This window comes from Devosia sp. A16 (assembly GCF_001402915.1).
Classification (GTDB): domain Bacteria; phylum Pseudomonadota; class Alphaproteobacteria; order Rhizobiales; family Devosiaceae; genus Devosia_A.
The window spans coordinates 1,148,772-1,170,721 of the sequence record NZ_CP012945.1; the positions used below are offsets into that span (position 1 = coordinate 1,148,772).

At 66.5% G+C, this 21,950-nt stretch carries 18 protein-coding genes; 14 read left to right on the forward strand and 4 right to left on the reverse strand.

From position 1 onward, the window contains the following. The 6 genes from APS40_RS05565 to APS40_RS05590 all read left to right on the forward strand — a co-directional run bounded on the left by APS40_RS05565 (window position 1) and on the right by APS40_RS05590 (window position 5,112). On the forward strand, window positions 1–732 hold the full coding sequence (locus tag APS40_RS05565; protein ID WP_055046111.1) for a hypothetical protein: 732 nt from the start codon (window positions 1–3) through the stop codon (window positions 730–732). Then, entirely contained in the window at window positions 729–1,496 is a 768-nt protein-coding gene (locus APS40_RS05570; RefSeq protein WP_055046112.1) for a pentapeptide repeat-containing protein, read from the forward strand. The genes APS40_RS05565 and APS40_RS05570 overlap by 4 nt, the downstream gene beginning before the upstream one ends. Window positions 1,497–1,596: 100 nt before the next feature. Continuing rightward, window positions 1,597–2,508, forward strand: a complete 912-nt coding sequence (locus APS40_RS05575; protein ID WP_082434208.1) for an SMP-30/gluconolactonase/LRE family protein — start codon at window positions 1,597–1,599, stop codon at window positions 2,506–2,508. 252 nt (window positions 2,509–2,760) lie between these two features. Then, window positions 2,761–3,951, forward strand: coding sequence for a CE1758 family FMN-dependent luciferase-like monooxygenase (locus APS40_RS05580; protein WP_055046114.1), 1,191 nt, complete (start codon window positions 2,761–2,763; stop codon window positions 3,949–3,951). 3 nt (window positions 3,952–3,954) lie between these two features. Then, window positions 3,955–4,407 carry a MarR family winged helix-turn-helix transcriptional regulator gene (locus tag APS40_RS05585; protein WP_055046115.1) on the forward strand — a complete coding sequence of 151 codons (453 nt, stop codon included), beginning with the start codon at window positions 3,955–3,957 and terminating at the stop codon, window positions 4,405–4,407. After that, window positions 4,408–5,112, forward strand: a complete 705-nt coding sequence (locus APS40_RS05590; protein WP_055046116.1) for a CE1759 family FMN reductase — start codon at window positions 4,408–4,410, stop codon at window positions 5,110–5,112. It abuts the gene before it with no gap. Window positions 5,113–5,184: 72 nt separating this feature from the next. Here APS40_RS05590 and APS40_RS05595 read toward each other — a convergent pair whose 3' ends face one another. The 3 genes from APS40_RS05595 to APS40_RS05605 all read right to left on the reverse strand — a co-directional run bounded on the left by APS40_RS05595 (window position 5,185) and on the right by APS40_RS05605 (window position 9,250). Then, window positions 5,185–6,093 carry a tetratricopeptide repeat protein gene (locus APS40_RS05595; protein WP_055046117.1) on the reverse strand — a complete coding sequence of 303 codons (909 nt, stop codon included), beginning with the start codon at window positions 6,091–6,093 and terminating at the stop codon, window positions 5,185–5,187. A gap of 243 nt (window positions 6,094–6,336) precedes the next feature. Next, window positions 6,337–7,929 carry a CRTAC1 family protein gene (locus APS40_RS05600; protein ID WP_055046118.1) on the reverse strand — a complete coding sequence of 531 codons (1,593 nt, stop codon included), beginning with the start codon at window positions 7,927–7,929 and terminating at the stop codon, window positions 6,337–6,339. Between the two features lie 4 nt (window positions 7,930–7,933). Beyond that, entirely contained in the window at window positions 7,934–9,250 is a 1,317-nt protein-coding gene (locus APS40_RS05605; protein WP_055046119.1) for a vanadium-dependent haloperoxidase, read from the reverse strand. A gap of 302 nt (window positions 9,251–9,552) precedes the next feature. Between APS40_RS05605 and APS40_RS05610 the strand changes: the two genes are divergently transcribed. From APS40_RS05610 to APS40_RS05620, 3 genes are all read left to right on the forward strand, one after another. Then, window positions 9,553–10,596: a substrate-binding domain-containing protein gene (locus APS40_RS05610; protein ID WP_055046120.1), complete on the forward strand. Its 1,044-nt coding sequence runs from the start codon at window positions 9,553–9,555 to the stop codon at window positions 10,594–10,596. 143 nt (window positions 10,597–10,739) lie between these two features. Next, window positions 10,740–12,143 (forward strand): sugar ABC transporter permease, encoded by a 1,404-nt coding sequence (locus tag APS40_RS05615; protein ID WP_055046121.1) that lies wholly within the window; start codon window positions 10,740–10,742, stop codon window positions 12,141–12,143. Window positions 12,144–12,153: 10 nt separating this feature from the next. Beyond that, window positions 12,154–12,957, forward strand: a complete 804-nt coding sequence (locus APS40_RS05620) for an ATP-binding cassette domain-containing protein (RefSeq protein ID WP_055046122.1) — start codon at window positions 12,154–12,156, stop codon at window positions 12,955–12,957. Between the two features lie 402 nt (window positions 12,958–13,359). On the opposite strand, the gene APS40_RS05625 is transcribed toward APS40_RS05620, so the two are convergent. Further along, window positions 13,360–14,370, reverse strand: a complete 1,011-nt coding sequence (locus APS40_RS05625) for a LacI family DNA-binding transcriptional regulator (RefSeq protein WP_055046123.1) — start codon at window positions 14,368–14,370, stop codon at window positions 13,360–13,362. A gap of 201 nt (window positions 14,371–14,571) precedes the next feature. Between APS40_RS05625 and APS40_RS05630 the strand changes: the two genes are divergently transcribed. The 5 genes from APS40_RS05630 to APS40_RS05655 all read left to right on the forward strand — a co-directional run bounded on the left by APS40_RS05630 (window position 14,572) and on the right by APS40_RS05655 (window position 21,779). Next, window positions 14,572–15,861, forward strand: coding sequence for an ABC transporter substrate-binding protein (locus APS40_RS05630; RefSeq protein ID WP_055046124.1), 1,290 nt, complete (start codon window positions 14,572–14,574; stop codon window positions 15,859–15,861). Window positions 15,862–16,133: 272 nt separating this feature from the next. Next, window positions 16,134–17,048, forward strand: coding sequence for a carbohydrate ABC transporter permease (locus APS40_RS05635; protein WP_055046125.1), 915 nt, complete (start codon window positions 16,134–16,136; stop codon window positions 17,046–17,048). Then, entirely contained in the window at window positions 17,045–17,896 is an 852-nt protein-coding gene (locus tag APS40_RS05640; RefSeq protein ID WP_055046126.1) for a carbohydrate ABC transporter permease, read from the forward strand. The genes APS40_RS05635 and APS40_RS05640 overlap by 4 nt, the downstream gene beginning before the upstream one ends. Window positions 17,897–18,105: 209 nt before the next feature. Beyond that, window positions 18,106–20,688: a GH116 family glycosyl-hydrolase gene (locus tag APS40_RS05650; RefSeq protein WP_055046128.1), complete on the forward strand. Its 2,583-nt coding sequence runs from the start codon at window positions 18,106–18,108 to the stop codon at window positions 20,686–20,688. Next, window positions 20,688–21,779 carry an ABC transporter ATP-binding protein gene (locus APS40_RS05655; protein WP_055046129.1) on the forward strand — a complete coding sequence of 364 codons (1,092 nt, stop codon included), beginning with the start codon at window positions 20,688–20,690 and terminating at the stop codon, window positions 21,777–21,779. The genes APS40_RS05650 and APS40_RS05655 overlap by 1 nt, the downstream gene beginning before the upstream one ends. Window positions 21,780–21,950 lie beyond the last annotated feature (171 nt).

Genomic DNA, 21,950 nt, shown 5'->3' on the forward strand with positions numbered 1-21,950 from the left:
ATGCCCTCGGCGCCGATCCCCCGGATCGCGACCCTGCTGTTGGCGTTCGGCGCCGCCGCCTTGCCGGCGGTTGCGCAGACGCCTGAAAGGCCCGACGTGCAGCAGCTGCAGCTCGGAGCGGGCATCGACAGCCAGCCGGGCCCGTTCCGCGATTTTGCCTGCGGTACCGATGGCGGTCCGCCATCGGTGAAAATCGGCGGCTTCGCGGAGTTTTCGCGCTGCCCGCGCGAGGTGCGCACCGGCCTGCACGAGGTGGCGTTCCGCTATGACGACGAACTCGAATACTACGCCCTGGCCATGAACCTGAAGCCGATCGCCGATCGCTATGGCGGCACCCGTTTCGGCAGTTTCCCGGTGATCGTGTCGGCGCTGTTCGACGACGAGGGCATCCTGCAGGGCTATCGCGTGGTGACCGACGACCGCGTCTCCCTGCGCGAGCGGCGCGCCGCCTACGGCATGGGCAGGTTCGCCAAGTCGCAATTCCCTGACGGCGAGCTGCACTGCCGGGACCTCCCGCCGGCCGATCGCGAGACCCCACTGGGCAATCTGTTCGTCAAACAGGATTGCACCAGCACTACCCCCGAAGGCGGGCGCGTCGAACTGAAAACCCGCCTGCTGCACCGACCGGGCCAGGCGGCGGTCGACCCGCATTCGGGTGAGAAACGCTCCGGATCCTATGAGAGCACGGCGCGGTTGGAAGTGTTCGCGCCGGGCTGGGAGCCCCAGCCGTGAGAGCGCTGGCAGCCTTCGCGACGGCCATGCTGCTGGCCGGTCTCGACGTTGCGCCATCCGCGGCCTGGGCCGCCGATGCCGCGTCGGCTTTCCTCGCCGGCACCAGCAAGGACTGTCCGGGCTGCGATCTGACGCGGGCGAACCTCAGCTATCGTGACCTCTCCGGCGCCAATCTCCAAGGCGCCGACCTGACCAAGGCCAGGCTGCACCGGACGGTGCTGACCAGGGCCAACCTCAGCAACGCCACCCTCACCTCAGCCAACCTCAACCTCGCCGACCTCCGCTCCGCCAATCTGACCGGGGCCGATATGAGCCGGGCGCTGCTCTATGAGGCCAACCTCTCGGCCGCCACACTCCCTGGGGCGAAGCTCGATGGCGCACGGGTGCAGCATGCCAGGTTCCCGCGCGCCGTCATGACCGGCAGCAGCTGGACCGGCGCGGACGCCACGGGGGTCGAGTTGCCCGGCGCGGTGCTGCAGGGCGCCGACCTCACCGATCTCTATGCCCCCAATGCCGATTTCCGGGATGTCGGTCTCCAGGGGGCGCTGCTGACCGGCGGCCTGTTTTTCGAAGCCAACTTTTCCGGCGCCGATTTCAGTCGGGCCAGCGTGCGGGATGCCGACTTCCGCCAGGCTCGGCTGGAACGCGCCAACTTCACCCAGGCCGACCTCGGCGGATCGCATTTCGAGCAGGCGTGGACCAAAGGCGCCGACTTCACCCGAGCCGTCATTGGAGACGCCATCGGGCTGAGCATCCCGCATTAGCCGCAGCAGGGGCGGCCAAGGGCAAGGCAATAGTTTCCATTGGGCCGGGCGAGCCGGCGTGGTGGCAGAACGCGTAGCAACAACAACGAGGGAATGGATTATGCGAGCATTGTTGATGGGTGGATTGGCGCTGGCCGCGATGGCGAGCGCCGCCGTGGCGGCCGACAAGGTGCAGATCGGGGACAAGAACGTCTTCCCCGAGAGCATCACCTCGACGGCCGACGGCACCCTGATCGCCGGCAGCATCGGCACCGGCGAGATCTTCAGGGCGGCACCGGGAACAGCGACCGCCGGGAGTTGGATCGCGGCGCAGACCGACGGTCCGACCGCAGTGCTCGGCGTCTTCGCCGACGAGGCCAACGGCACGCTCTGGGCCTGCTATTCCGATCTGGCGATGTTCGGCGGCGCCGGCGGCAAACCGTCGGTGCTGCGCAGCTTCGATCTCGCGACCGGCGCGGTGAAGGCGTCGATCCCCCTGGGTGAGGGGACGTTCTGCAACGATATCGCCACCACCGCCGACGGCACCGCCTATGCCGCCGACACGGCCGGCGGCCAGCTGTTCCGGGTCAAGCCCGGGGCCGACACCGCCGAGCCGTTCTTCAAGGATGCCGCCTTGGCCAGCCTCGACGGCCTGAGCTTCGGGCCGGACGGCGCGCTGTATCTGAACGGCGTGCAGACCAACAAGCTGTTCCGCCTGGCGATGAATGCCGACGGCACGCCGGGAGCGCTGACCGAACTGACGCTGTCGCAGCCGATCAAGGGGCCGGACGGCATGCGCTTCGGCGAGGATGGCGTGCTCTACCTTGCCGAGAACGGCGCAGCGCAGGTTTCGGCCGTGACCTTCGAGGGCGACAACGCTATCGTCAAAGTGGTCGAAGCCGGCGGCTGGGACATGCCGACGGCGGTGACCAAGGTCGGCGATACGCTGTGGGTGCTGGAGGCCAAGCTGTCCAAGCTGGGCGGCACCGAGGATCCCGGCGCCTTCTGGGCCTACCCGCTGACGCTGCAGTAAGCCGCTCCCGTCGTTGCTTTATGCACTGCACTCTCGGCGCTCCTCCCCCGCGTGGCGGGGGAGGGGAACCAGCGAAGCTGGTGGAGGAGGCGGCCAAGCCAACCGATGCCCCCTAAGGTCTCTGACCTCACCAAGCCGATGAGCTGAGCCTCATCATTCCTGCCCCCTGCCCCGACACCGCCACGCCCATCCCTTGATAGATGCATGCGCACGCATATATGTTCTGCAACAACAGCCCGCAGGAGGCATGTCATGCAGTTCGGAATCTTCTCGGTCAGCGACGTCACGCGCAACCCGCTCACCGGCACCACCCCCAGCGAGGCGCAGCGGATCGACGCCATCGGGCAGATCGCCAAGCGCGCCGATGAGGTGGGGCTCGATGTCTTCGCCATCGGCGAACACCACAACCCGCCCTTCTTCTCGTCCTCGCCGACGACGCTGCTCGCCCATATCGCGGCGCTGACGCAGCGCATCATCCTCAGCACATCAGTGACGCTGATCACCACCAACGACCCGGTGAAGATCGCCGAGGACTACGCCATGCTGCAGCACCTGGCCAAGGGCCGGGTCGACCTGATGCTGGGGCGCGGCAACACCGTGCCGGTCTATCCCTGGTTCGGCCAGGATATCCGCAACGGTGTGGCGCTGGCGCTCGAGAACTACAACCTGCTGCACCGGCTGTGGCGCGAGGATGTGGTCGACTGGCAGGGTAAGTCGCGCACGCCGCTGCAGGGGTTCACCGCCATTCCGCGGCCGCTCGACGACGTGCCGCCCTTCGTCTGGCACGGCTCGATCCGCACCCCCGAGATTGCCGAGCAGGCGGCCTATTACGGCAACGGCTATTTCGCCAACAACGTGCTGGCGCCCAACTTCCACTTCCTGCCGCTGGTCAACTTCTACCGCGAGCGCTTCGAGCATTATGGCCACGGCACCAAGGAACAGGCCATTGTCGGCCTGGGTGGGCACGCCTTCATCGCCAAGAACTCGCAGGATGCCTATGAGCGCTTCCGGCCGTTCTTCGAGGGCAACCCGATCTACGGCTCGAGCTATGGCCTCGAGGAGTATGCGAAGAACACGCCGCTGAGCGTCGGCAGCCCGCAGGAGATCATCGACAAGACCCTGACCTTCCGCGAAGCCTTCGGGGACTATCAACGCCAGCTCTGGGTGGTCGACGCCATGGGGCTGCCGCTCGAAGCGGCGCTGGAGCAGGTCGAGCTGCTGGGCACCGAAGTGGTGCCGGTGTTGCGCCGGGAGATGGCCGCGCGGCGTTCGCCGGGCGCTGCCGATGCGCCGACCCATGCGAGCCTCGTCAAGGCCAGGTATGGCGACGCCCCGGCGCGCCAGCCGACGCCCAACCCCAACCGCGGCGACAATCTCACCGGCGCCCGTCCTTACCAGGACACCGCTCCCGAGATCGCGGCCAAGCTGCCGCTGGTGGGCTGAGCCATGGCCAGCGATACCGGATTGGCCAATGCGGCCTGGGAGGCGCTGTTCCGCGCCCAGATGACCATCGCCGCCGAGCTTCACGCCGGCGATGCCTGGGGCGACCTGGTGCCGAGCGACTATGGCGTGCTCTACGCGCTCTCGACCGCGAGGACCGGCCTGCGGATGTCCGAGCTCGGCAGGGATATCCTGCTCAGCCAGGCCGGGCTCTCCCGCGCGGTGTCGCGGCTCGAGGCGCGCGGCCTGATCGAGCGTCAGCCCGACCCTGAGGATGCGCGCGCCAGCATCCTCAGCCTGTCCAAGGCTGGGGTGCATATGCAGAAGCGCGTCGGCGCAAAACATGGGCGCCATGTCGCGGAGGCGATGACCCGTCGCCTCGGCGACGCCGAACTCACCCAATTGCGCGACTTGTGCGAGCGGCTGCTCGCCGCCGCGCCCCCCACATCGGAGGTCTAGATGACCGGGCCGTTCAACACCCCTGCCGCGCCGGTGCGGCTCGTCGTCATCAATGCCGGGGTCAGCGACCCGTCTTCGACCCGCATGCTGGTCGATCGCATCGCCCAGCAGAGCCTCGATCGCCTCTCGGCGACGGGGCACGCCACTTCACTTGCCATCATCGACCTGGCGCCGCTGGCCGTCGACATCGCCAAGGCCATCGTCGCCGGCTTCCCCGGCGAGAAGGTGCAGGCCGCGATCGACACCCTCGCCAGGGCCGATGCCGTCATCGCCGCCACCCCGGTCTACAAGGCCGGGATGAGCGGGCTGTTCAAATCCTTCATCGATCTCGTCGACAACGACCTGCTGATCGCCAAGCCGGTGATCCTCGCAGCGACAGCTGGCACGGCCCGCCATGCAATGGTGGCGGACGAACAGCTGCGCCCGCTGTTTGCCTTCCTTCGCGCCGTCCCGGTCCCCACCTCGATCTTCGCGGCGCCCGAGGATTGGGGCGCGCCTGAACTCGGCAAGCGCATCGATCGCGCCGCGACCGAGCTCGCCCAGTTCGTCGCCTCGGGGGTCGGCCGCGCCATCACCAATGCCGCCTGGGATGGCTACCAGCACCAGTTCGCCGGCAACGCCCCCAAGGCCGAGCGCGCGGCCGCCGACGTGAATTTCGACACCGACCTGATGCGACTGGCAACCGGCGGATCTTCGGTGGAGTGATCCCGACGAATGGGGGAGTGACTCTGCGGGTCTCGGTGGCCTCCACACCCTTGTAGGGCACGATGGCCGCTCTCAGCGCGACGCACCACGCGAGCGCTGCACCCAGGCCACGGCCAGCTTCCGGGCCTGTTCTATTTCGGCCGGGCTCATCTTGGCGGTCAGGGTGTCGAGGTCCTTCACCGCGATCGGCAGGCCGTATTGGGCGGCGAGGCTGGTCCACATATAGGCCGTGACATTGTCCTCAGCCACGCCATAGCCGTTCCGGTACATCGCCCCCAGCCCATATTGCCCATAGACATCGCCCTGGTTGGCGGCCAGCGAATACCACAACACCGCCTGCTGGTCGTCCTGCGGCACCCCTTGGCCGTGGTCGTAGAGCATGCCCAGGTTCGCCTGCGCCGCAGCATGGCCCTGCTCGGCGGCGAGCTTGAACCAGCGCGCCGCGGCGACATCGTCGGGAGCGACGCCGCGCCCGGTGTGGTAGGAGATGCCGACATTGAACTGCGCCGGCGCATAGCCCTGCCCCGCCGCCAGCTCGAACAGCCGCACCGCTTCGGCCTCGTCGCGGGTGACCCCGTGCCCCTCGAAATACATGCTGCCCAGGTTGAACTGGGCAGCCGCATAGCCCTGTTTGGCCGCCTGGCGCACCCATTTCAAGGCCTCGGTGAAATCCTGCGCGACGCCGTTACCGCTGAGGTACAGCAGCCCGAGCGCCAACTGCGCATAGGCGTCGCCCTGCTCGGCGGCGAGGCGGAACCATCTTGCGGCCTCGGCTGGGTTCTGCGGCACGCCCTCGGCGCCCGTCTTGAGGAGCACCCCGAGATTGTAGCGCGCATCGGCACGGCCCTGCTCGGCCGCCAGCCGATACCACTTGACCGCCTCGGCCGGGTTTTTCGCGACCCCGAGGCCGGCGTCGTAGAGATAGCCGAGATCATGCTGCGCTTCGGCATATCCCCCTTGGCTGCGGCGAGGCCGAGCCATCGCACCGCTTCCGCGGCGTCCTGAGCGACCCCCTTGCCGGTCGCATACATGAACCCGACCGTCGTCTGCGCCCGCACGCTGCCCGCCGCCGCGGCGGGCTTCAGCTCGCGCATCGCCGCTTCGAACGCGCCCCGTTGGTAGGCCAGCATCCCCTCGGCTTCGCCTGCTGCCGCTCCACCGGCGAAGTATCCCAGCAGCAGGATCGTCACTACGAGACGCCCGGCGAGAGCCACAACCGCCCCCTCACTCGCGCGGGGAGAACGGGCTGGCGGGCTTGTCGCGCTCCAGCACATAGAAGCCGCCGGCCGCGAGATCCGGCCACTCGCTGCGCGTCCCATCCGGCCAGACCACCGCGACGCTCGCCGCTGCCTCATCGCCGAGCCCGAAATGCACCCAGCCGAGTTGCCCGCCGGCATGGCCGCCGCCCACCGTGAGCTCGCGGCGCATGGTGGCGTCGCCGCGCTTCACCTCGATCCAGCTGCCGATCGCATCCTCATTGGGGGCAGGTTGCCTGAGCTCGAGCTCGATCCAGTTGCCGCCTTCGGGAGCGCCGTCATTGCGCCAGACCTGCGCGCTGCTGCGGCGATTGACCACCACCAGGTCGAGCAGCCCGTCCATGTTGAAATCGGCGAGCGCCGCACCGCGGGCATTGCCGTTATTGGCGATGCCCGCCTTGTCCCCGGCTTCGACGAATTTGCCGTCGGTGCCCTGCAGCAGCAGGTTGTCGGGGTCGTGCATGGCGAAATCCGGCATCTGGTCGACATTGCCCTTGGCGACGAACAGGTCGACGAGGCCGTCATTGTTGACGTCGTCGAACTGCGGGTGCCACGCGGTGCTGGGCCTGAGGTCCTCGCCGGTATAGGGCCGATGCGCAGTCACACCCTTGGCGTAGGCGACATCCTTGTAATCCGCCTTCGGCCCCGGCGTGGCCAGCGTCTGCAGCTTGTTGTCGGCCATGCTGGTGAGGAAATATTCGGGGTAGCCGTCGCCATCGAGGTCGTAGCTGGCAATGCCCATGCCCCAGATGCGCAGCACCTTCCAGCCATCGGCCGGCGTCAGGAGTTTTGGCGCCTCGCCGGGCAGGATGCGCCACATCTGCTCCTGCCCGCCTTCGTAATACTCGCGATCGTTGGAGACGCGCAGGCTCGGCGTCCCCGACTTGTCCCAGTCGGTGAACAGCATCGAGAGCGCGCAGTAGCTTGGCTTCAGCGGCAATGGCGCGGCGAACTTGCCGCCCTCGCCCGGCCGATGCAGCCAGTTGTCGGTGCACGATCCCCAGGGCGACAGGTCCTCGTTGCGATCGATATAGTTGCCCACCGCGATCGTCGGCCAGTTGGCGCCGTGCTCGAAGGTCAACGCCGCCGCTGCCGTCCAGGCATCGCCGCCTTCGAACCCCCAGGCCTCGTTGGCGCGCTCGAACCTGCAGGCGCCAAGCCCGCGCATCACCAGGTTCTCGCCCACCCGCAGCACCAGGAGATCCGTGATCCCGTCGCTGTCGATATCGGCCGGATAAAGCCCGCTGACGCTGTCGAGTTCGAGCCCGCTCTGCTGCGGCGCGAAGCGCAGGCCGCCGCCCCTGCTGCTGGTGTTGACGTAGAGCTGGGCTTTCGCCTCGCCGCCCGGCAGCACGACATCGGCATAGCCGTCATCGTTGCAGTCGAAGGCCGCGACACCGCCGCCGACCATGTAGAACCAGTCGCCGTCATAGCTGGTGGTGATGCCGGAGCTCGCGGTCTCGTCGACGAAGGCCGGCACCGCCGGCGCCTGCGCCAGCGCCGGTTGCGCGAGGCCCGAGCCGACAAGCAGCATGGCGGCAAAACTGTGCGGGATGCGCATGGTCCTACTTTCTCGTCTTGAGCGCGATGGTGTAGGCGGCGATGCAGTGCCCCTGCGCCAGCCCATCCTCGATGGCGGAGCGGAAATGGATGCCGCCATAGAGCCGGGAAATCCCGGCTTCGAGCGCCGCCTCGTGGAAACTGGCGTAGTGGCGCGGGTTCCTGCCGTCCGGCGAGCCGGTCTTGTCCTCGAAAGCATAGTTGTCGCCGAAAAACGCCGTCAGCACCGCATCCATGGCGCCGGACACCGTGCTGTGTCCGCTCGGATATTCGGGGAATGGCGGGGTATTGAGGATCGGCTCCCACTTGGGATCGATCACTTTCTTGATGTAGGTGATCGGCCGCACCAGGTCGTAGACGTATTTCTGGCGCCAGCAGCCGACAAAGGCATCCGACATGGCGATGCCCATGCGGGCCAACAGGTCGACATTGTCGTCGAGCGGCAGGTCTTCGCGTTCGGCCACCTGCAGCGCGATCGACACCCAATGGCCCGGCGGCGTCATCGACAGCATCGGATCGTCCGACCAGAAGCGGGCGATCGCCATCTGTTCCGGGGTGGCATCCTTCACCGTCTCGTAGACCTCCTCGGCCTGCTTGTAGAAGTCCGAGCCGGGCTCCGTGCTGTAAGTCGGGTTGCCCGGTAGCGGGCAGGCAGTGCCGTCTGGCGTGGCGAAGGTTCGGTTGTGCCCCCATTCGGGCAGCAGCGGCAGCTGCTGCTGGCGGACGAGGCTGGTGGGCACCCATTTGTCGTCGCCCTTGGGCAGCTCGTACTCGTAGGGAAAGCCCATGTTGAGCACGGTGGCGCCGCCATCGTTCTGCGACCAGGCGAAGATCGCCGCCGCCATGGCCTTGCCGAAGGCTTCGCTGCGCTGCACCACGTCTTCGGGCACGCCGTCGACCGCCAGCGCCCGCCACTTGCTCTGCGCGCGGTTGATGGCGCGCTGGCCGGTCGGGCCGGTATTGCCGAAATAGAAGACGATGGCGTCCGACATGGCGGCGCTGATCACCACCGTCTCGTCGTAGCCGGCGCCCGCCTCGCGCTGCGGGACCTGGTCGAGCCCATGCAGCTGGCCGACCAGCGACGTGAGCTTGTCCGAGCCGCCCACCGCCGCTTCGAACGCCGTGATCCCCAGATAGGCGAACGACCGGCTGGCGACCGGCGGCGAATAGGTCGCCGTGTGCCGCACCAGCTCGTTCATGAGAGTGTACCAGTCCCTGAGAATGACGCCCGGCTCGGGCCGCGGCTGGGCCAGCGCCCCCAGGCTCGCGACACACCACAGCAGCACCGCCGCAGCGAGCGCGGCAATCCGGCGACCACCCATTGTTCCCCCCCGAACCCTCCTGGCCGGCGTGCTTGTTCGCCGCGCCGTCCTCCTGCGGTTCTATTTCAACTCGGCAAGTGGTCTCTGGTCAATGCCTCCGCCAAAAGTCGGGATTGACGGAAAGATGCATAATTATCCGCGACCAACGGGATGCAGATTGACTTGCTTCGACGCCTGATGCAGCGTTGCGGCGCGTACCTCACAGGCAAATCGTCACAAGAAGCTGCGGAACGACGGCGTGGTTTGTCTGGCCAGTGGACGCGTGTGCGCCGGTTCCGCACGGAGTCTGGGAGGGCTCTGCGATGAAGTTCAAGATTCTTACGCTGCTTGCTGGTGCGGTGCTGATCACCGCCAGTTCGACTGCGGTCATGGCCGCGGGCAAGACTATCGCCGTATCGTGGAAGACTTTCCAGGAAGAGCGCTGGAAGACCGACGAAGCGGCGATCAAAAAAGTGGTCAAGGCCGCCGGCGATACTTACCTCTCGACCGACGCGCAAGGCTCGGCCCAGAAGCAGGCCGCCGACATCGAAAGCCTGATCTCGCAGAAGCCCGACGTGATCCTCGTGGTCGCCTACGACTCCGACGCCATCCTGCCCTCGATCCAGAAGATCAGCGACGCCGGCATCAAGTCGATCGCCTATGACGTGCAGTTCGAGGATCCGAACGCGCTCTACATCACCTTCGACAATGTCGGCGTCGGCCGCATTATGGCGCAGGAAACGCTGAAGGTGAAACCCGAAGGCCGCTATGCCTTCATCAAGGGCGACAAGGGCGATCCGAACGCCACCTTCCTGTTCCAGGGCATGCAGGAGGTGCTCAAGGACGCGCTTGCCAGCGGCAAGGTCACCAATGTCTGCGAGACCTTCACCGACGGCTGGAAGCCGGACAATGCCCAGAAGAACATGGAGCAGTGCCTGACCTCCACCAATAACGGCGTCGACGCAGTGCTGTCCGAGAACGACGGCATGGCCTCGGGCGTCGTCGCCGCCCTCGAAGCGCAGGGCATGGCCGGCTCGGTGCCGGTCACCGGCCAGGACGGCGATCTTGCCGCTATCAACCGTGTGGCGCTCGGCACCCAGCTGGTGTCGATCTGGAAGAACTCGATCGACCTCGGCACTACCGCCGCCAACGCGGCGATCGCCCTGGCCGACGGCACCGACCCGACGGCCATTCCCGGCGTCGCCAAGTTCAACGGGGGCAAGAACAAGGTGGAGATGAACGCCATCCTCCTGGCCCCCACCCCGATCACCAAGGACAATATCCAGGTGGCGATCGACGCCGGCCACATCACCAAGGAACAGGCCTGCGCCGGCGTGGCCGCCGGCTCGGTCCCGGCCTGCAACTGACCGGTCCGGCCTGAGCTGGAGACCTAGCGGCCGCGTCGCCCCACCGGGTGGCGCGGCCTTCTCGTCGGCGCCCGCCGCGGCGCGACACTTGCAATGGGCGGGGTTCGAACCCCGGCGGCCGTATCGCTCGGCCGGAGGTTGGGATGGCAGAACAATCAAGTAACGCTGGCCCCACGACCAGCAATGAGGGGCCGATCGCGCGTCTGATCCGCGCCGCCGAGATCGATACCCGCATGCTCGGCATGCTCGCCGCCATGCTGGTGATCTGGGTCGGCTTCGACGTCATCAGCGCGATCCTCAGGCCCGGTGGCGGCGGCCTGTTCGGCGGCTCTTTCCTCACCTCGCGCAATCTCTGGATCCTGCTGGTGCAGACCTCGGTGATCGCGGTGATGACTACCGGCATGGTGCTGGTGATCGTCCTGCGCCAGATCGACCTCAGCGTCGGCTCGATGCTGTCCATTGTGGCAATGGCAACCGGCGTGCTGCAGGTGTTCGATCTCGGCCCGCTGCTCGGCGTCGGGCACCCGGCGATCTGGATCATTGCCGTGGTATTCGCCATTCTGCTCGGCGCGGCCATCGGCGCCTTCAACGGCATCCTCATCGCCTATGGGCAGATCCCGAGCTTCATCGTCACCCTGGGCGGGCTGATCGCCTTCAGCGGCGCAGCCTTCCTCATTGCCAGCGGCGTCACGGTGGCGCCGATGGACAAGACCTTCAAGCTGATCGGCGGCAACGGTCCGGCCGCCTCTATCGGCCCGCTCTGGAGCTGGGCGCTGGCCGCCGTCGCCTGTGTCGGCATCGGTGTGGCGATCGTCGCCGGGCGGCGCCGACGCCTCAAGTTCAGCTTCAAGGCCAAGCCGGTCTGGGCCGAGGTGCTGAGCGTCGTGGTCGGCTGCGCCGCGGTGCTCGGCACCACCGCAGTGGTCAATTCCTATCTCTATCCGCCGCGCGTCGCCGAGCGCTTTGCGCTCGACAACAATATTCCCATTCCGCCCGGCGTCGAGAACAAGGCCGGGCTGGCCATCTGCCAGGCCGCCGACAAGGTCGTCTCCTGCGTCGACGGGCTGACCTTTCAGACCGGTTACCCCATCCCGGTGCTGATCATGCTGGCGGTCGGACTGGTGATGACCTTCGTCGCCCGCCGCACCCGCTTCGGCCGTTACATCTTCGCCACCGGCGGCAACCCCGAAGCGGCCGAGCTCGCCGGCATCAACACCAAGCGGCTGACCGTCATGGTGTTCACCCTGATGGGTGCGTTGGTCGGCATTTCGGCGATCATCGCCTCGGCGCGCCTCGATGCCGCGACCACCGCGCTCGGCACGCTCAACGAACTCTACGTCATCGCCGCGGCGGTGATCGGCGGCACCTCGCTGGCCGGCGGCATTGGCACCATCTATGGCGCCATCCTCGGCGCCCTGCTGATGCAGTCGCTGCAATCGGGCATGGCGCTGCTCAATGTGGATTCCGCCTATACCAACATCGTGGTCGGCATCGTGCTGGTGCTCGCGGTGTTCGTCGACCAGATCTATCGCCGGCGGGTGAAGTGAGGAGGCAGGCATGAGCACCGAGACAGTCGTCACCGACAAGGGCGCGCCGCTGGTCGAGATGCATGACATCTCGATCGCCTTTGGCGGTATCAAGGCCGTCGACCACGCTTCCATCGATCTCAATCCGGGCGAGGTGGTAGGCCTGCTCGGCCACAACGGCGCCGGCAAGTCGACGCTGATCAAGGTGCTGTCGGGCGCCTACAAGCGGGACTCGGGCACCATCCGCATCGACGGCAAGGATGTCGACATCTCCAACCCGCGCGACGCCAAGGCCTTTGGCATCGAGACCATCTACCAGACCCTGGCGCTCGCCGATAATGTCGACGCCACGGCCAATCTCTACCTCGGCCGTGAGCTGCGCACCCGCTGGGGCACTCTCGACGACATCGCCATGGAGGCCGAATGCCGCAAGGTGATGGGCCGCCTCAACCCCAATTTCCGGCGCTTCAAGGAACCGGTGAAGTCGCTTTCGGGCGGCCAGCGCCAATCGGTGGCCATCGCCCGCGCCATCCATTTCAACGCCCGCATCCTGATCATGGACGAGCCGACGGCGGCGCTCGGCCCCCAGGAAACCGCGCAGGTCGGCGAGCTGATCAAGCAGCTCAAGGCGCAGGGCATCGGCATCTTCCTGATCAGCCACGACATCCATGACGTGTTCGACCTCGCCGACCGCGTGACGGTGATGAAGAACGGCCGGGTCGTGGGCACCGCCCGCGTCAAGGACGTCACCAAGGACGAAGTGCTCGGCATGATCATCCTCGGCAAAGTCCCGCCCGGCGCCACCCCCGGGCCCGGCGCGATCAAGGACGCCTAACGAGAGAGCTCCTCCCTCGGGGAAGAGCAATCGCACCTCTGGCGAGCCGGTGCGGGAAGAGTACCCCCCACCCTGTTCCTCCTTACGCCGCCGTCGGTGAATCGTCTTCCACCTAGGGCAGGGCAAATGCATATGGGCACTGACGGTAGTTCGAGTGCCTCCTCCCCTTGTGGGAGAAGGTGGCCGAAGGCCGGATGAGGGGTTCTCTCCGCGTACTCAATCGCCCTTCGCTGCGCTCAGGTCGCGCTACACTTCGTTGCGCGGACCCCTCATCCGCCCTTCGGGCACCTCGCGGCGAGGGCTTTGCCCTCGTCCGCTGACCACAAGGGGAGAAGGCCCTTCGTCCACTGTCAGTGCTCATACGCGATGGCCCTGCCCTTAAGAGCTGGCGATAGCATCGCCCTACCGCGCCGGCGGGCCCGAACTGGCGCGGACGATCAGCCGCGGCTCGAACAGTTCGACCTCGCCCGATGGCGCCGACTTGCTGCGGATTTCCGCCAGCAGCCGGTCGATGGCGCGCTGCGCCATCTGCTCGACCGGCGCCGCCACCACGGTGGGGGGCGGGTTCATGATATTGGCGAAGTCGAAATCGTCGATGCCGACGACGGAAATGTCAGCCGGGACCTTGAGCCCCACCTGCTGCACCGCGTTGAGCACGCCCAGCGTCATCATGTTGGAAAGCGCGAAAATCGCCGTCGGCGGGTCGGGCTCGCCGAGCAGGCGCAACGTCGACTCGTGCGCGGTGGCCTGGTCGAAGCGGCCGTCGATCAGCAGCCGCTGCTCCACTGCCAGCCCGTGCGCCGCATGGGCGGCGAAATAGCCGCGCATGCGATCCTCGCCGGTGACGATATTAGGCCGGCCGGTGGTCACCGCGATGCGCCGGTGCCCCAGCCCGATCAGGTGATCGGTGGCGAGCCGGCCGGCGGTGACGTTGTCGAGCTTGACCACGTCATAGGGCAGCCCGGTGACGAAGCTGTCGAGCAGCACGGTGGGCACATGGATCTGCTCGGCGAGGCGCGCCCCATGCTCGGCGTCGGAGCGGGTGGGAATGATGATCAGGCCGGCGACGCGCTGCATGCGCATCATCTCGAGGATCTGCCGCTCGCGATCGTAATCCTCGCTGGTCGAATAGACCGCATCCATGTAGCCGGCCTCGAGGCAGGCCGATTCCACCACCTTGGCGACCTTGGCGAAATGCGGGTTGGTGATATCGGGCAGGATCAGCCCGATCAGCCGCGATTGTCCCATCCTGAGGCTGCGCGCCCCGCCATGCGGCACATAGCCGATCTCGCGCACCGCCGCCTCCACCTTGGCGATCACGTCCTCGCTGACCGGCGCCGAGCGGTTGATCGCCGCCGATGCGGTCGAAATCGCCACCCCCGCCAGGCGGGCCACATCCTTGATGGTGGCCAATCGACCCCCTCCTCCAATCGGCCCTCTTGCCAAGAGCGCATCAAAATGCACTATACGAAACGTTTCGAGTATGCAAATTGCTGCCGCGAAACTGGGGAGCACCCGTTTCGGCGCTTTGCCGGAACCGAAAAACGAAACGTTTCGACCGAGATATCGGCGAGACGGCAATGCGCTGGGGACGGCGCCAAGGGAGGATATCCAATGCTTAAGCTTTCACGGCGCAGCCTGCTGCTGTCGTCTGCCGCTCTCGCCGCCGGCGCCGGTCTCGGGGTCGGGCGCGCCTTCGCCCAGTCGGATGCCACCGCCACCCTGAAGCTGCAGGGCTTTGGCGGCGAGGCGCAACTCGCCGCGATCAACAACGCCATCAAGCGCTTCAACGCCAAATACCCCAACGTCACCGTCGAAGTGGAAATGGACGCCATCTCCACCGGCTGGGGCGACTACGTCACCAAGGTGCTGGGCCAGTTCAACGCCGGCGCCGCCGCCGATGTCTACGGCACCGCCATCGAGACCTTCCAGGCCTTCTCGTCGCGCGGCCTGTGGCTCGGCCTCAACGATTTCGTCGCCGCCAATACCGGCTTCTCCGATTTCGCGCCGAGCCTGTTCGAGCAGGGTTCCTACAAGGGGGAGATCAACTATGTCCCCATTGGCTGGAACAACATCATGATCAACTACAACCGCGACCTGTTCGACAAGGCCGGGGTGGCCTACCCGGCCAATGGCGCCTGGACCTGGGAAGAGTTCCGCGAGGTGGCGAAGAAACTCACCGTCAAGGACGGCTCGGGCAACGTCACCCAGTTCGGCTACGAGGTGCCCAACCAGAACTTCTTCATCCAGCCGTGGTTCTTCTCGAACGGCACCGGCGTCCTCAATGACGACTGGACCGCGTCCAACATGCTCGACCCCAAGGTCGCCGAGTCGCTGCAGTTCCTCTATGACCTGATCCATGTCGACGGCGTCTCGCCCATTCCGGGCAAGGACACCATGGACAACCAGTTCTTCGCCGGCCAGGTGGCGATGATCAGCCGCGGCCACTGGATCGTCGAGAACGCCAAGGCGAACAAGCTCAACATGGATATCGCCAAAGTGCCCTCGAAAGAGAGCGACACCACGGTAATCGGCTTCGGCGGCTACGCCATCAACAAGACCACCGCCAATGCCGATCTCGCCAAGGCGCTGGTCCTCGAGTTGACCAGTGAGGAGACGCAGAAGGAAGAAGGTGAAGGCGGCGGCGGCGTGCCCGGCCGCAAGTCGGCGGCCTCGACCGAAGCCTTCCTCAGCTTCCCGCCCTCGGCCGCGCTCTACTACGAGACCCTGCCGCACACCAAGGCGGTGCCCTCGCCGGCCAACTTCCAGGAAGTCGAGAAGATCTTCATCCGCTACTACACCGCGATGATGTCGGGCGAGACCTCGATCGCCGACGGCGTCAAGCAGGCCGATGCCGAGCTCAACGACTCGTTCGCCCGCCTGAAGCAGCAGATGGGCGGCTGACCGCTCCTCCCCCTCCGTCCGGGCAGCGCCACGAGGCGGGCCCGGACGGGGTTGCGCTGCGCCTGAGCCGGCCGATGATCTCTCAGTCGGTTTGCCTTCTCCCCTTGTGGGAGAAGGTGGCGCGAAGCGCCGGATGAGGGGTCCGCAACCCCTTGGTTGCGCGGCCGGAGCGAAGCGACGGGCGACACAACACGCGGAGAGAACCCCTCATCCGCCCTTCGGGCACCTTCTCCCACAAGGGGAGAAGGCGACAACTCAAGCATTGGCGCACCATGCCGACGACCGCAACTGTACCCAGATCCCGCCGCTCCGAACTGGCCCGCGCCCAGGCGCGCACCGGCTACCTGTTCGTGCTGCCGACGGCGGTGCTCTATCTCACCTTCGTCCTCGCCCCGGTGGTGCTGACCTGCATCCTCGCCTTTGCCTACTACGACCCGATGCTGGGCTCGCGCTGGGTCGGGTTCGACAATTTCGCCCGCTTCTTCTCCAATGGGCGCTCGCTGCAGATCCTTTGGAACACGCTGCGCTTCACCTTCTTCGCGGTGACCTTCAACGTCTCGATCGGGCTGATCCTGGCGCTGGCGCTCAACCGCATGATGCCGAGCTGGCTGCTGTATTTCTTCCGGTTGAGCTTCTTTCTGCCGGTCATCATCGCCGCGGCGTTCGTGTCGATCGTCTGGACCTATTTCTACGGCGACGACCTGGGCGTGATTAACTACTTCCTCCGCGTCGTCGGGCTGCCCGGCGTACGCTGGCTGACCGACGCCAACCAGGCCATGACCTCGATCATCATCATGGACGTCTGGAAGAACACCGGCTTCTTCATGATCATCTTCATCGCCGCGCTGCAGGGCGTGCCCAGGAACATCCTCGAGGCCGCGGTGATGGACGGCACGCCCGCCTGGCGGCAGTTCTTCCGCATCACCCTGCCCTACATCTCGCCGGTGGTGTTCTTCTGCATCGTTTACGCCTCGATCGGCGCGCTGCAGGTGTTCGAATCCATCGTCATCCTGACCCAGGGCGGCCCTGGCGACTCCACCCGCTCGCTTTCCATCCTCATCGTCGAGGAGGGCTTCGGCAGCTTCCAGATCGGCTATGCCGCGGCCATCTCGGTGGTGATGACGGTGCTGATCCTGCTGATCACCGCCCTCCAGCAACTGGTGTCGCGCAAGTGGGTGCAGCAATGAGCGCCGTGCTGCAGACCCAAGCCGCCAAGCGCTGGATCGACTGGGCCATCATCGCCTGCATGGTGCTGCTCGCCATCGGCATGCTGCTGCCGTTCCTGTGGCTGTTCTCGATGTCGTTCCGCCCGGTGGCCGACGCCTACAAGATGCCGCCCAGCTTCCTGCCGCCGAGCCTCGATTTTTCCAACTACCTCGCCGTGCTCAACTCCAAGGTGCCGTTCGTCCGCATCTACATGAACTCGGTGCTGATTGCGCTTCTCGTGACGGTTGGCCAGATGGTCACCTGCACGCTCGCCGCCTTCGCCTTCTCGCGGCTCAACTTCCGCGGCCGCGACGCGCTGTTCTTCATTCTCCTGGTCGGGCTGATGTTCCCCGCGCAGGTGACGATCCTGCCGATCTATCTCGGCTATGCGCGGGTCGGGCTGCTCAACCAGCCGGTCGGGCTGGCGCTGATGTACCTGACCTCCAGCTTCGGGGTGTTCCTGATGCGGCAGTTCATGCTCAGCCAGCCCAAGGCGCTGGAAGAGGCGGCGCTGATGGATGGCGCCGGCTACCTCAAGATCTTCTGGCGCATCTCGCTGCCGCAGCTGAGGCCCGCGCTCTCGGCGCTCGGCATCATCACCTTCACCCAGACCTGGAACTACTACTTCCAGGCCAAGGTGCTGCTCGGCAAGCAGGACCAGATGACCCTGCCGCTCGCCATGGATGTGCTGCGCGGCTACATGGGCGCCGGCAACCTGTCGGTGGTCATGGCCGCCATGAGCATGTCGATCCTGCCGGTGGTGCTGCTCTTCCTCCTCGCCCAGAAATTCGTGATCGAAGGCATCACGATGAGCGGCATCAAGAACTGAGGCGTCCGGTGACCATGCCATCGGCCCACAGGTCCGGCGCGAGCCGCCCCCCACCCCTGTCCCCTCCCCACGAGGGGGAGGGAGACGCCATCACCAGCGCCAGTGTTTTGGTCTCCCTCCCCCTTGCGGGGAGGGGACAGGGGTGGGGGTCCACCATCGCCGGCGTCAATTGCCCGCACCTGAACGACAACACCAAGGATCTCAACTGAATGTGGGACGATCTCGCCTCCATCGAGCCGCGCTTTCACTATGCCGGCGAACGCTCCCGCTACATTGCCTTTCCGCTCGGCGGCATCGGGTCGGGCGGGTTGTCGATCTCGGGCAGCGGCCGGCTGATCGACTGGTCGATCCGCAACCGGCCGGCGCTGCAGGGCTATAACGGCTACTCGCATTTCGCCATCAAGGCCGAAAAGGATGGCGCGCTGCTCGATGCGCGGGTGCTCAACGGGCCCTACGATCTCAACCCCTCGGGCGCGCCGGGCCTGCGCAAGATGTTCGATGGCTTCGGCCATGGCGCCAACCGGCAGACGCTGGCCGGCGTGCCGCATTTCAAGTCGGTCGAGTTCTACGGTCGCTTCCCCACTGCCGACCTGGTGTTCGCCGATCCGCATTTCCCCGGCCAGGTGCGGCTGACGGCGCTGTCGCCGTTCATCCCGCACAATGACCGCGACAGCTCGATGCCGGTGGCGATGTTCGAGTTCGAGATCGTCAACCCGACGGCCGACGCGCTCACCTACACGCTGGCCGGCACGCTGGGCAATTACGGCTCCAACAGCGGCCGGCACAGCTTCACCCAGTCGGACGGCATCTCATCGCTGCACCTCACCTCGACCGATACCGAGCTGCCCGAGACCGACCGCGGCGACCTCACCATCGCCACCGACGCCGACGATGTCGACCATACCGACCACCATTATCGCGGCCAGTGGTTCGACGACCTGGCGGTCTACTGGAAGGAGTTCGCCCGCCCCGGCCGGCTGCCCAAGCGCCACTACGACCAGCCGCGCACCAGTCGGCACATGAGCCTGCAACCCGAACACGCGACGCTCGGCGCCCGCATCACGGTACCGGCCGGCGGCCGCAAGCGGGTCCGTTTCGTCATCTCCTGGAGCTTCCCCAAGGGCGATATCTACTGGGCCTTCCGGCCCAAGCCCGATGGGGTGATCCCGGATCGGCCGACCCCGAGCTGGACCAACTACTACGCCACCCAATGGGCGAACTCGACCGCCAGCGCCACCGAGGCGCTCAAACGCTGGGACAGCCTTGCCGCTGCCACCGTGGCCTTCCGCGACGGCCTGTTCGGCACCACGCTGCCCCCCGAGGTCAAGGACGCAGCCTCGTCGACGCTCGCGCTGCTCCGCACCGCCACGGTGATCCGGCTCGAGCAGGGCGAGCTCTGGGCGTGGGAAGGCCAGCACATCAATGACGGCTCCTGCGAGGGCTCGTGCACCCATGTGTGGAACTACCAGCAGGCGCTGGCGCATCTGTTCCCGGCGATCGAGCGGACGCTGCGCGAGACCGAACTCAGCTACAACATGCTGCCATCGGGCGGCCTGACCTTCCGCCAGAAACTGCCGCTCGGTTCGAGCTTCGACATTATCGGCCCCTGCGCCGACGGGCATTTCGGCGCCATCATCAAGACCTTCCGCGACTGGAAGCTCTCGGGCGACAGCGATTGGCTCCGTCGCTACTGGCCGCAGGTGAAGCGGGCCATCGAATATGCCTGGTCGCCGGAGAACCCCGACCGCTGGGACCCTGACGAGACCGGCATTCTCTCGGGCCGCCAGCACCAGACGCTCGACATGGAGCTGTTCGAGCCCAATTCCTGGCTCGCCTCGATGTATGTGGCGGCTCTGCTCGCCACCGCCGAGATGGCGAGGGCGATGGGCGACAACGCACTTGCGGACAAGGCCGCCCGGCTCGGCAAGGCCGGCGCCGATTACATCAACACCGAGCTCTTCAACGGCCGCTGGTTCATCCAGAAGATCGACCTCGGCGACAAATCCGTGCTCACCCCGTTCGATGTCGGCCGCGCCGCCGGTGTCTTGGCCGACGGCTTCATGGAAACCTACTGGTCCGACGAGTTCAGCGAGCTGAAATACCAGATGGGCGAAGGCTGCATCTCCGACCAGGTGCTTGGGCTGTGGCACGCCGAAGTCGCGGGGCTCGGTGCCTTCCTCGATCCCGCCAAGGTGGAAACCGCGCTTCGCTCGGTGCATCGCAACAACTTCAAGCCGAGCCTCGAGCAGCACTTCAACCCGGGCCGCAACTACGCCTACGAGGACGAGGCGGGGCTGTTGATCGCCACCTACCCCGAGGGCATCCGCCAGCCGATGGTCGCGGCGCCCTACGCCGAGGAAGTGTGGACCGGCATCGAATACATGTCGGCTTCGCACATGATCATGCACGGGCTGATCGAGGAAGGCCTGGACGTGGTCCGCGCCGCCCGCAACCGCCATGACGGCAGTCGCCGCAACCCGTGGAACGACATCGAATGCGGCTCCTACTATGCCCGCTCGATGTCGGCCTGGCAGCTGGTCAACGCCTTCTCCGGCCTCTCCGCCGATTTCGTCAGCGGCCGCGTCAGCTTCGCGCCCAAGCTGACGGGCGACTGCGAACTGTTCTGGTCGGCCGGCAACGGCTTCGGCCGGCTGAGCCGCAGCAACGGTCGGCTGCGTTTGAGCGTGCTGGGCGGCACCCTTGCGGCAAAGGAACTCGCGGTCGATGGCGTGTCCCATGGCCCCGTCAGCCTCGACGCCGGCGAAAGCCTCGAACTGGGAGCGGCAGCGTAATGGCCGGCATCCAGCTCAAGTCCGTCCGCAAGAGTTTTCAGGGTTTCGAGGTCATCCACGGCATCGACCTCGAGATCGCCGATGGCTCGTTCACGGTGTTCGTCGGCCCTTCCGGCTGCGGCAAGTCGACCTTGCTGCGGATGATGGCCGGGCTCGAGGAAATCACCGCCGGTGAGGTCCATATCGACGGGGTACGCTGCGACCACCTGCTGCCGGCGGCGCGGGGCTTCGCCATGGTGTTCCAGTCCTATGCGCTCTACCCGCATATGAGCGTCGAGCAGAACCTCAGGTTCGGGCTCGAAAACCAGAAGCTCGAAAAGCGCGAGATCGCGGCGCGGGTGCAGAAGGCCGCCGGCATCCTGCAGATCGAGCATCTGCTGGCGCGCCGGCCCAGCCAGCTCTCGGGCGGCCAGAGCCAGCGCGTCGCCATCGGCCGCGCCATCGTCAAGGAACCCAAGGCCTTCCTGTTCGACGAGCCGCTCAGCAATCTCGACGCCGAACTCAGGGTGAAGATGCGCGGCGAGCTGATCAGCCTGCATCAGCGGCTGGGCTCGACCATGATCTACGTCACCCACGACCAGGTCGAGGCGATGACCATGGCCGACCGCATCGTGGTGCTCAACCAAGGCCAGATCGAGCAGGTCGGCACTCCGGTCGAGCTCTATGCCCGGCCGCGTAACCGCTTCGTCGCCGGCTTCCTCGGCGCGCCGCCGATGAACATGCTGGCCGGCACGGTCACTGGCGGTGGCGTGCTGCTGGAGGGCGGCACACTGGTGCCGCTGCCCGGTCGCACGGTCCCGCTCGCCGAGGGCGCTCCGGTGACCCTGGGCATCCGCCCCGAGCATGTCGAAGTCCGCCCCGGCCCGCTCAAGCTCGCCGTGGCAACCACCGAGGTGCTGGGCTCCGAAACCATTGTCCACGCCACCACCGGCTCTGGCGCCCCCTTCACCGTCGCACTGCGGGGCATCAGCGGCGTCAAGGCCGGCGACAGCCTCGAGGTCGACCTCCCCGCCGCCTTCATCCACCTGTTTGACGAGGCCGGCACCACGATCGGCGCCACCGAGGACTGGCGGGCCGCGTATCTGACGTGAGGGGGCGCGGCACGTAGAGGTCGATCTTGACGCCCGCCGCCCGGTCCCTTCTCCCTCAGGGGAGAAGGTGGCGCGAAGCGCCGGTTGAGGGGTGAAGCGGCGCAACCTGCGCTCGCTGAAAAACTGAACCCCTCACCCTAGTTCCGCTACGGACCTTCGGTCCTAGCTGCA

Excerpts from the sequence above, each read along its gene's own strand:
- APS40_RS05565 (WP_055046111.1), top strand. The coding sequence starts at position 1 with ATGCCCTCGGCGCCGATCCCCCGGATCGCGACCCTGCTGTTGGCGTTC.
- APS40_RS05575 (WP_082434208.1), top strand. The coding sequence starts at position 1,597 with ATGCGAGCATTGTTGATGGGTGGATTGGCGCTGGCCGCGATGGCGAGC.
- APS40_RS05580 (WP_055046114.1), top strand. The coding sequence starts at position 2,761 with ATGCAGTTCGGAATCTTCTCGGTCAGCGACGTCACGCGCAACCCGCTC.
- APS40_RS05585 (WP_055046115.1), top strand. The coding sequence starts at position 3,955 with ATGGCCAGCGATACCGGATTGGCCAATGCGGCCTGGGAGGCGCTGTTC.
- APS40_RS05590 (WP_055046116.1), top strand. The coding sequence starts at position 4,408 with ATGACCGGGCCGTTCAACACCCCTGCCGCGCCGGTGCGGCTCGTCGTC.
- APS40_RS05595 (WP_055046117.1), bottom strand. The coding sequence starts at position 6,093 with ATGGCTCGGCCTCGCCGCAGCCAAGGGGGATATGCCGAAGCGCAGCAT.
- APS40_RS05600 (WP_055046118.1), bottom strand. The coding sequence starts at position 7,929 with ATGCGCATCCCGCACAGTTTTGCCGCCATGCTGCTTGTCGGCTCGGGC.
- APS40_RS05605 (WP_055046119.1), bottom strand. The coding sequence starts at position 9,250 with ATGGGTGGTCGCCGGATTGCCGCGCTCGCTGCGGCGGTGCTGCTGTGG.
- APS40_RS05610 (WP_055046120.1), top strand. The coding sequence starts at position 9,553 with ATGAAGTTCAAGATTCTTACGCTGCTTGCTGGTGCGGTGCTGATCACC.
- APS40_RS05615 (WP_055046121.1), top strand. The coding sequence starts at position 10,740 with ATGGCAGAACAATCAAGTAACGCTGGCCCCACGACCAGCAATGAGGGG.
- APS40_RS05620 (WP_055046122.1), top strand. The coding sequence starts at position 12,154 with ATGAGCACCGAGACAGTCGTCACCGACAAGGGCGCGCCGCTGGTCGAG.
- APS40_RS05630 (WP_055046124.1), top strand. The coding sequence starts at position 14,572 with ATGCTTAAGCTTTCACGGCGCAGCCTGCTGCTGTCGTCTGCCGCTCTC.
- APS40_RS05635 (WP_055046125.1), top strand. The coding sequence starts at position 16,134 with ATGCCGACGACCGCAACTGTACCCAGATCCCGCCGCTCCGAACTGGCC.
- APS40_RS05640 (WP_055046126.1), top strand. The coding sequence starts at position 17,045 with ATGAGCGCCGTGCTGCAGACCCAAGCCGCCAAGCGCTGGATCGACTGG.
- APS40_RS05650 (WP_055046128.1), top strand. The coding sequence starts at position 18,106 with ATGTGGGACGATCTCGCCTCCATCGAGCCGCGCTTTCACTATGCCGGC.
- APS40_RS05655 (WP_055046129.1), top strand. The coding sequence starts at position 20,688 with ATGGCCGGCATCCAGCTCAAGTCCGTCCGCAAGAGTTTTCAGGGTTTC.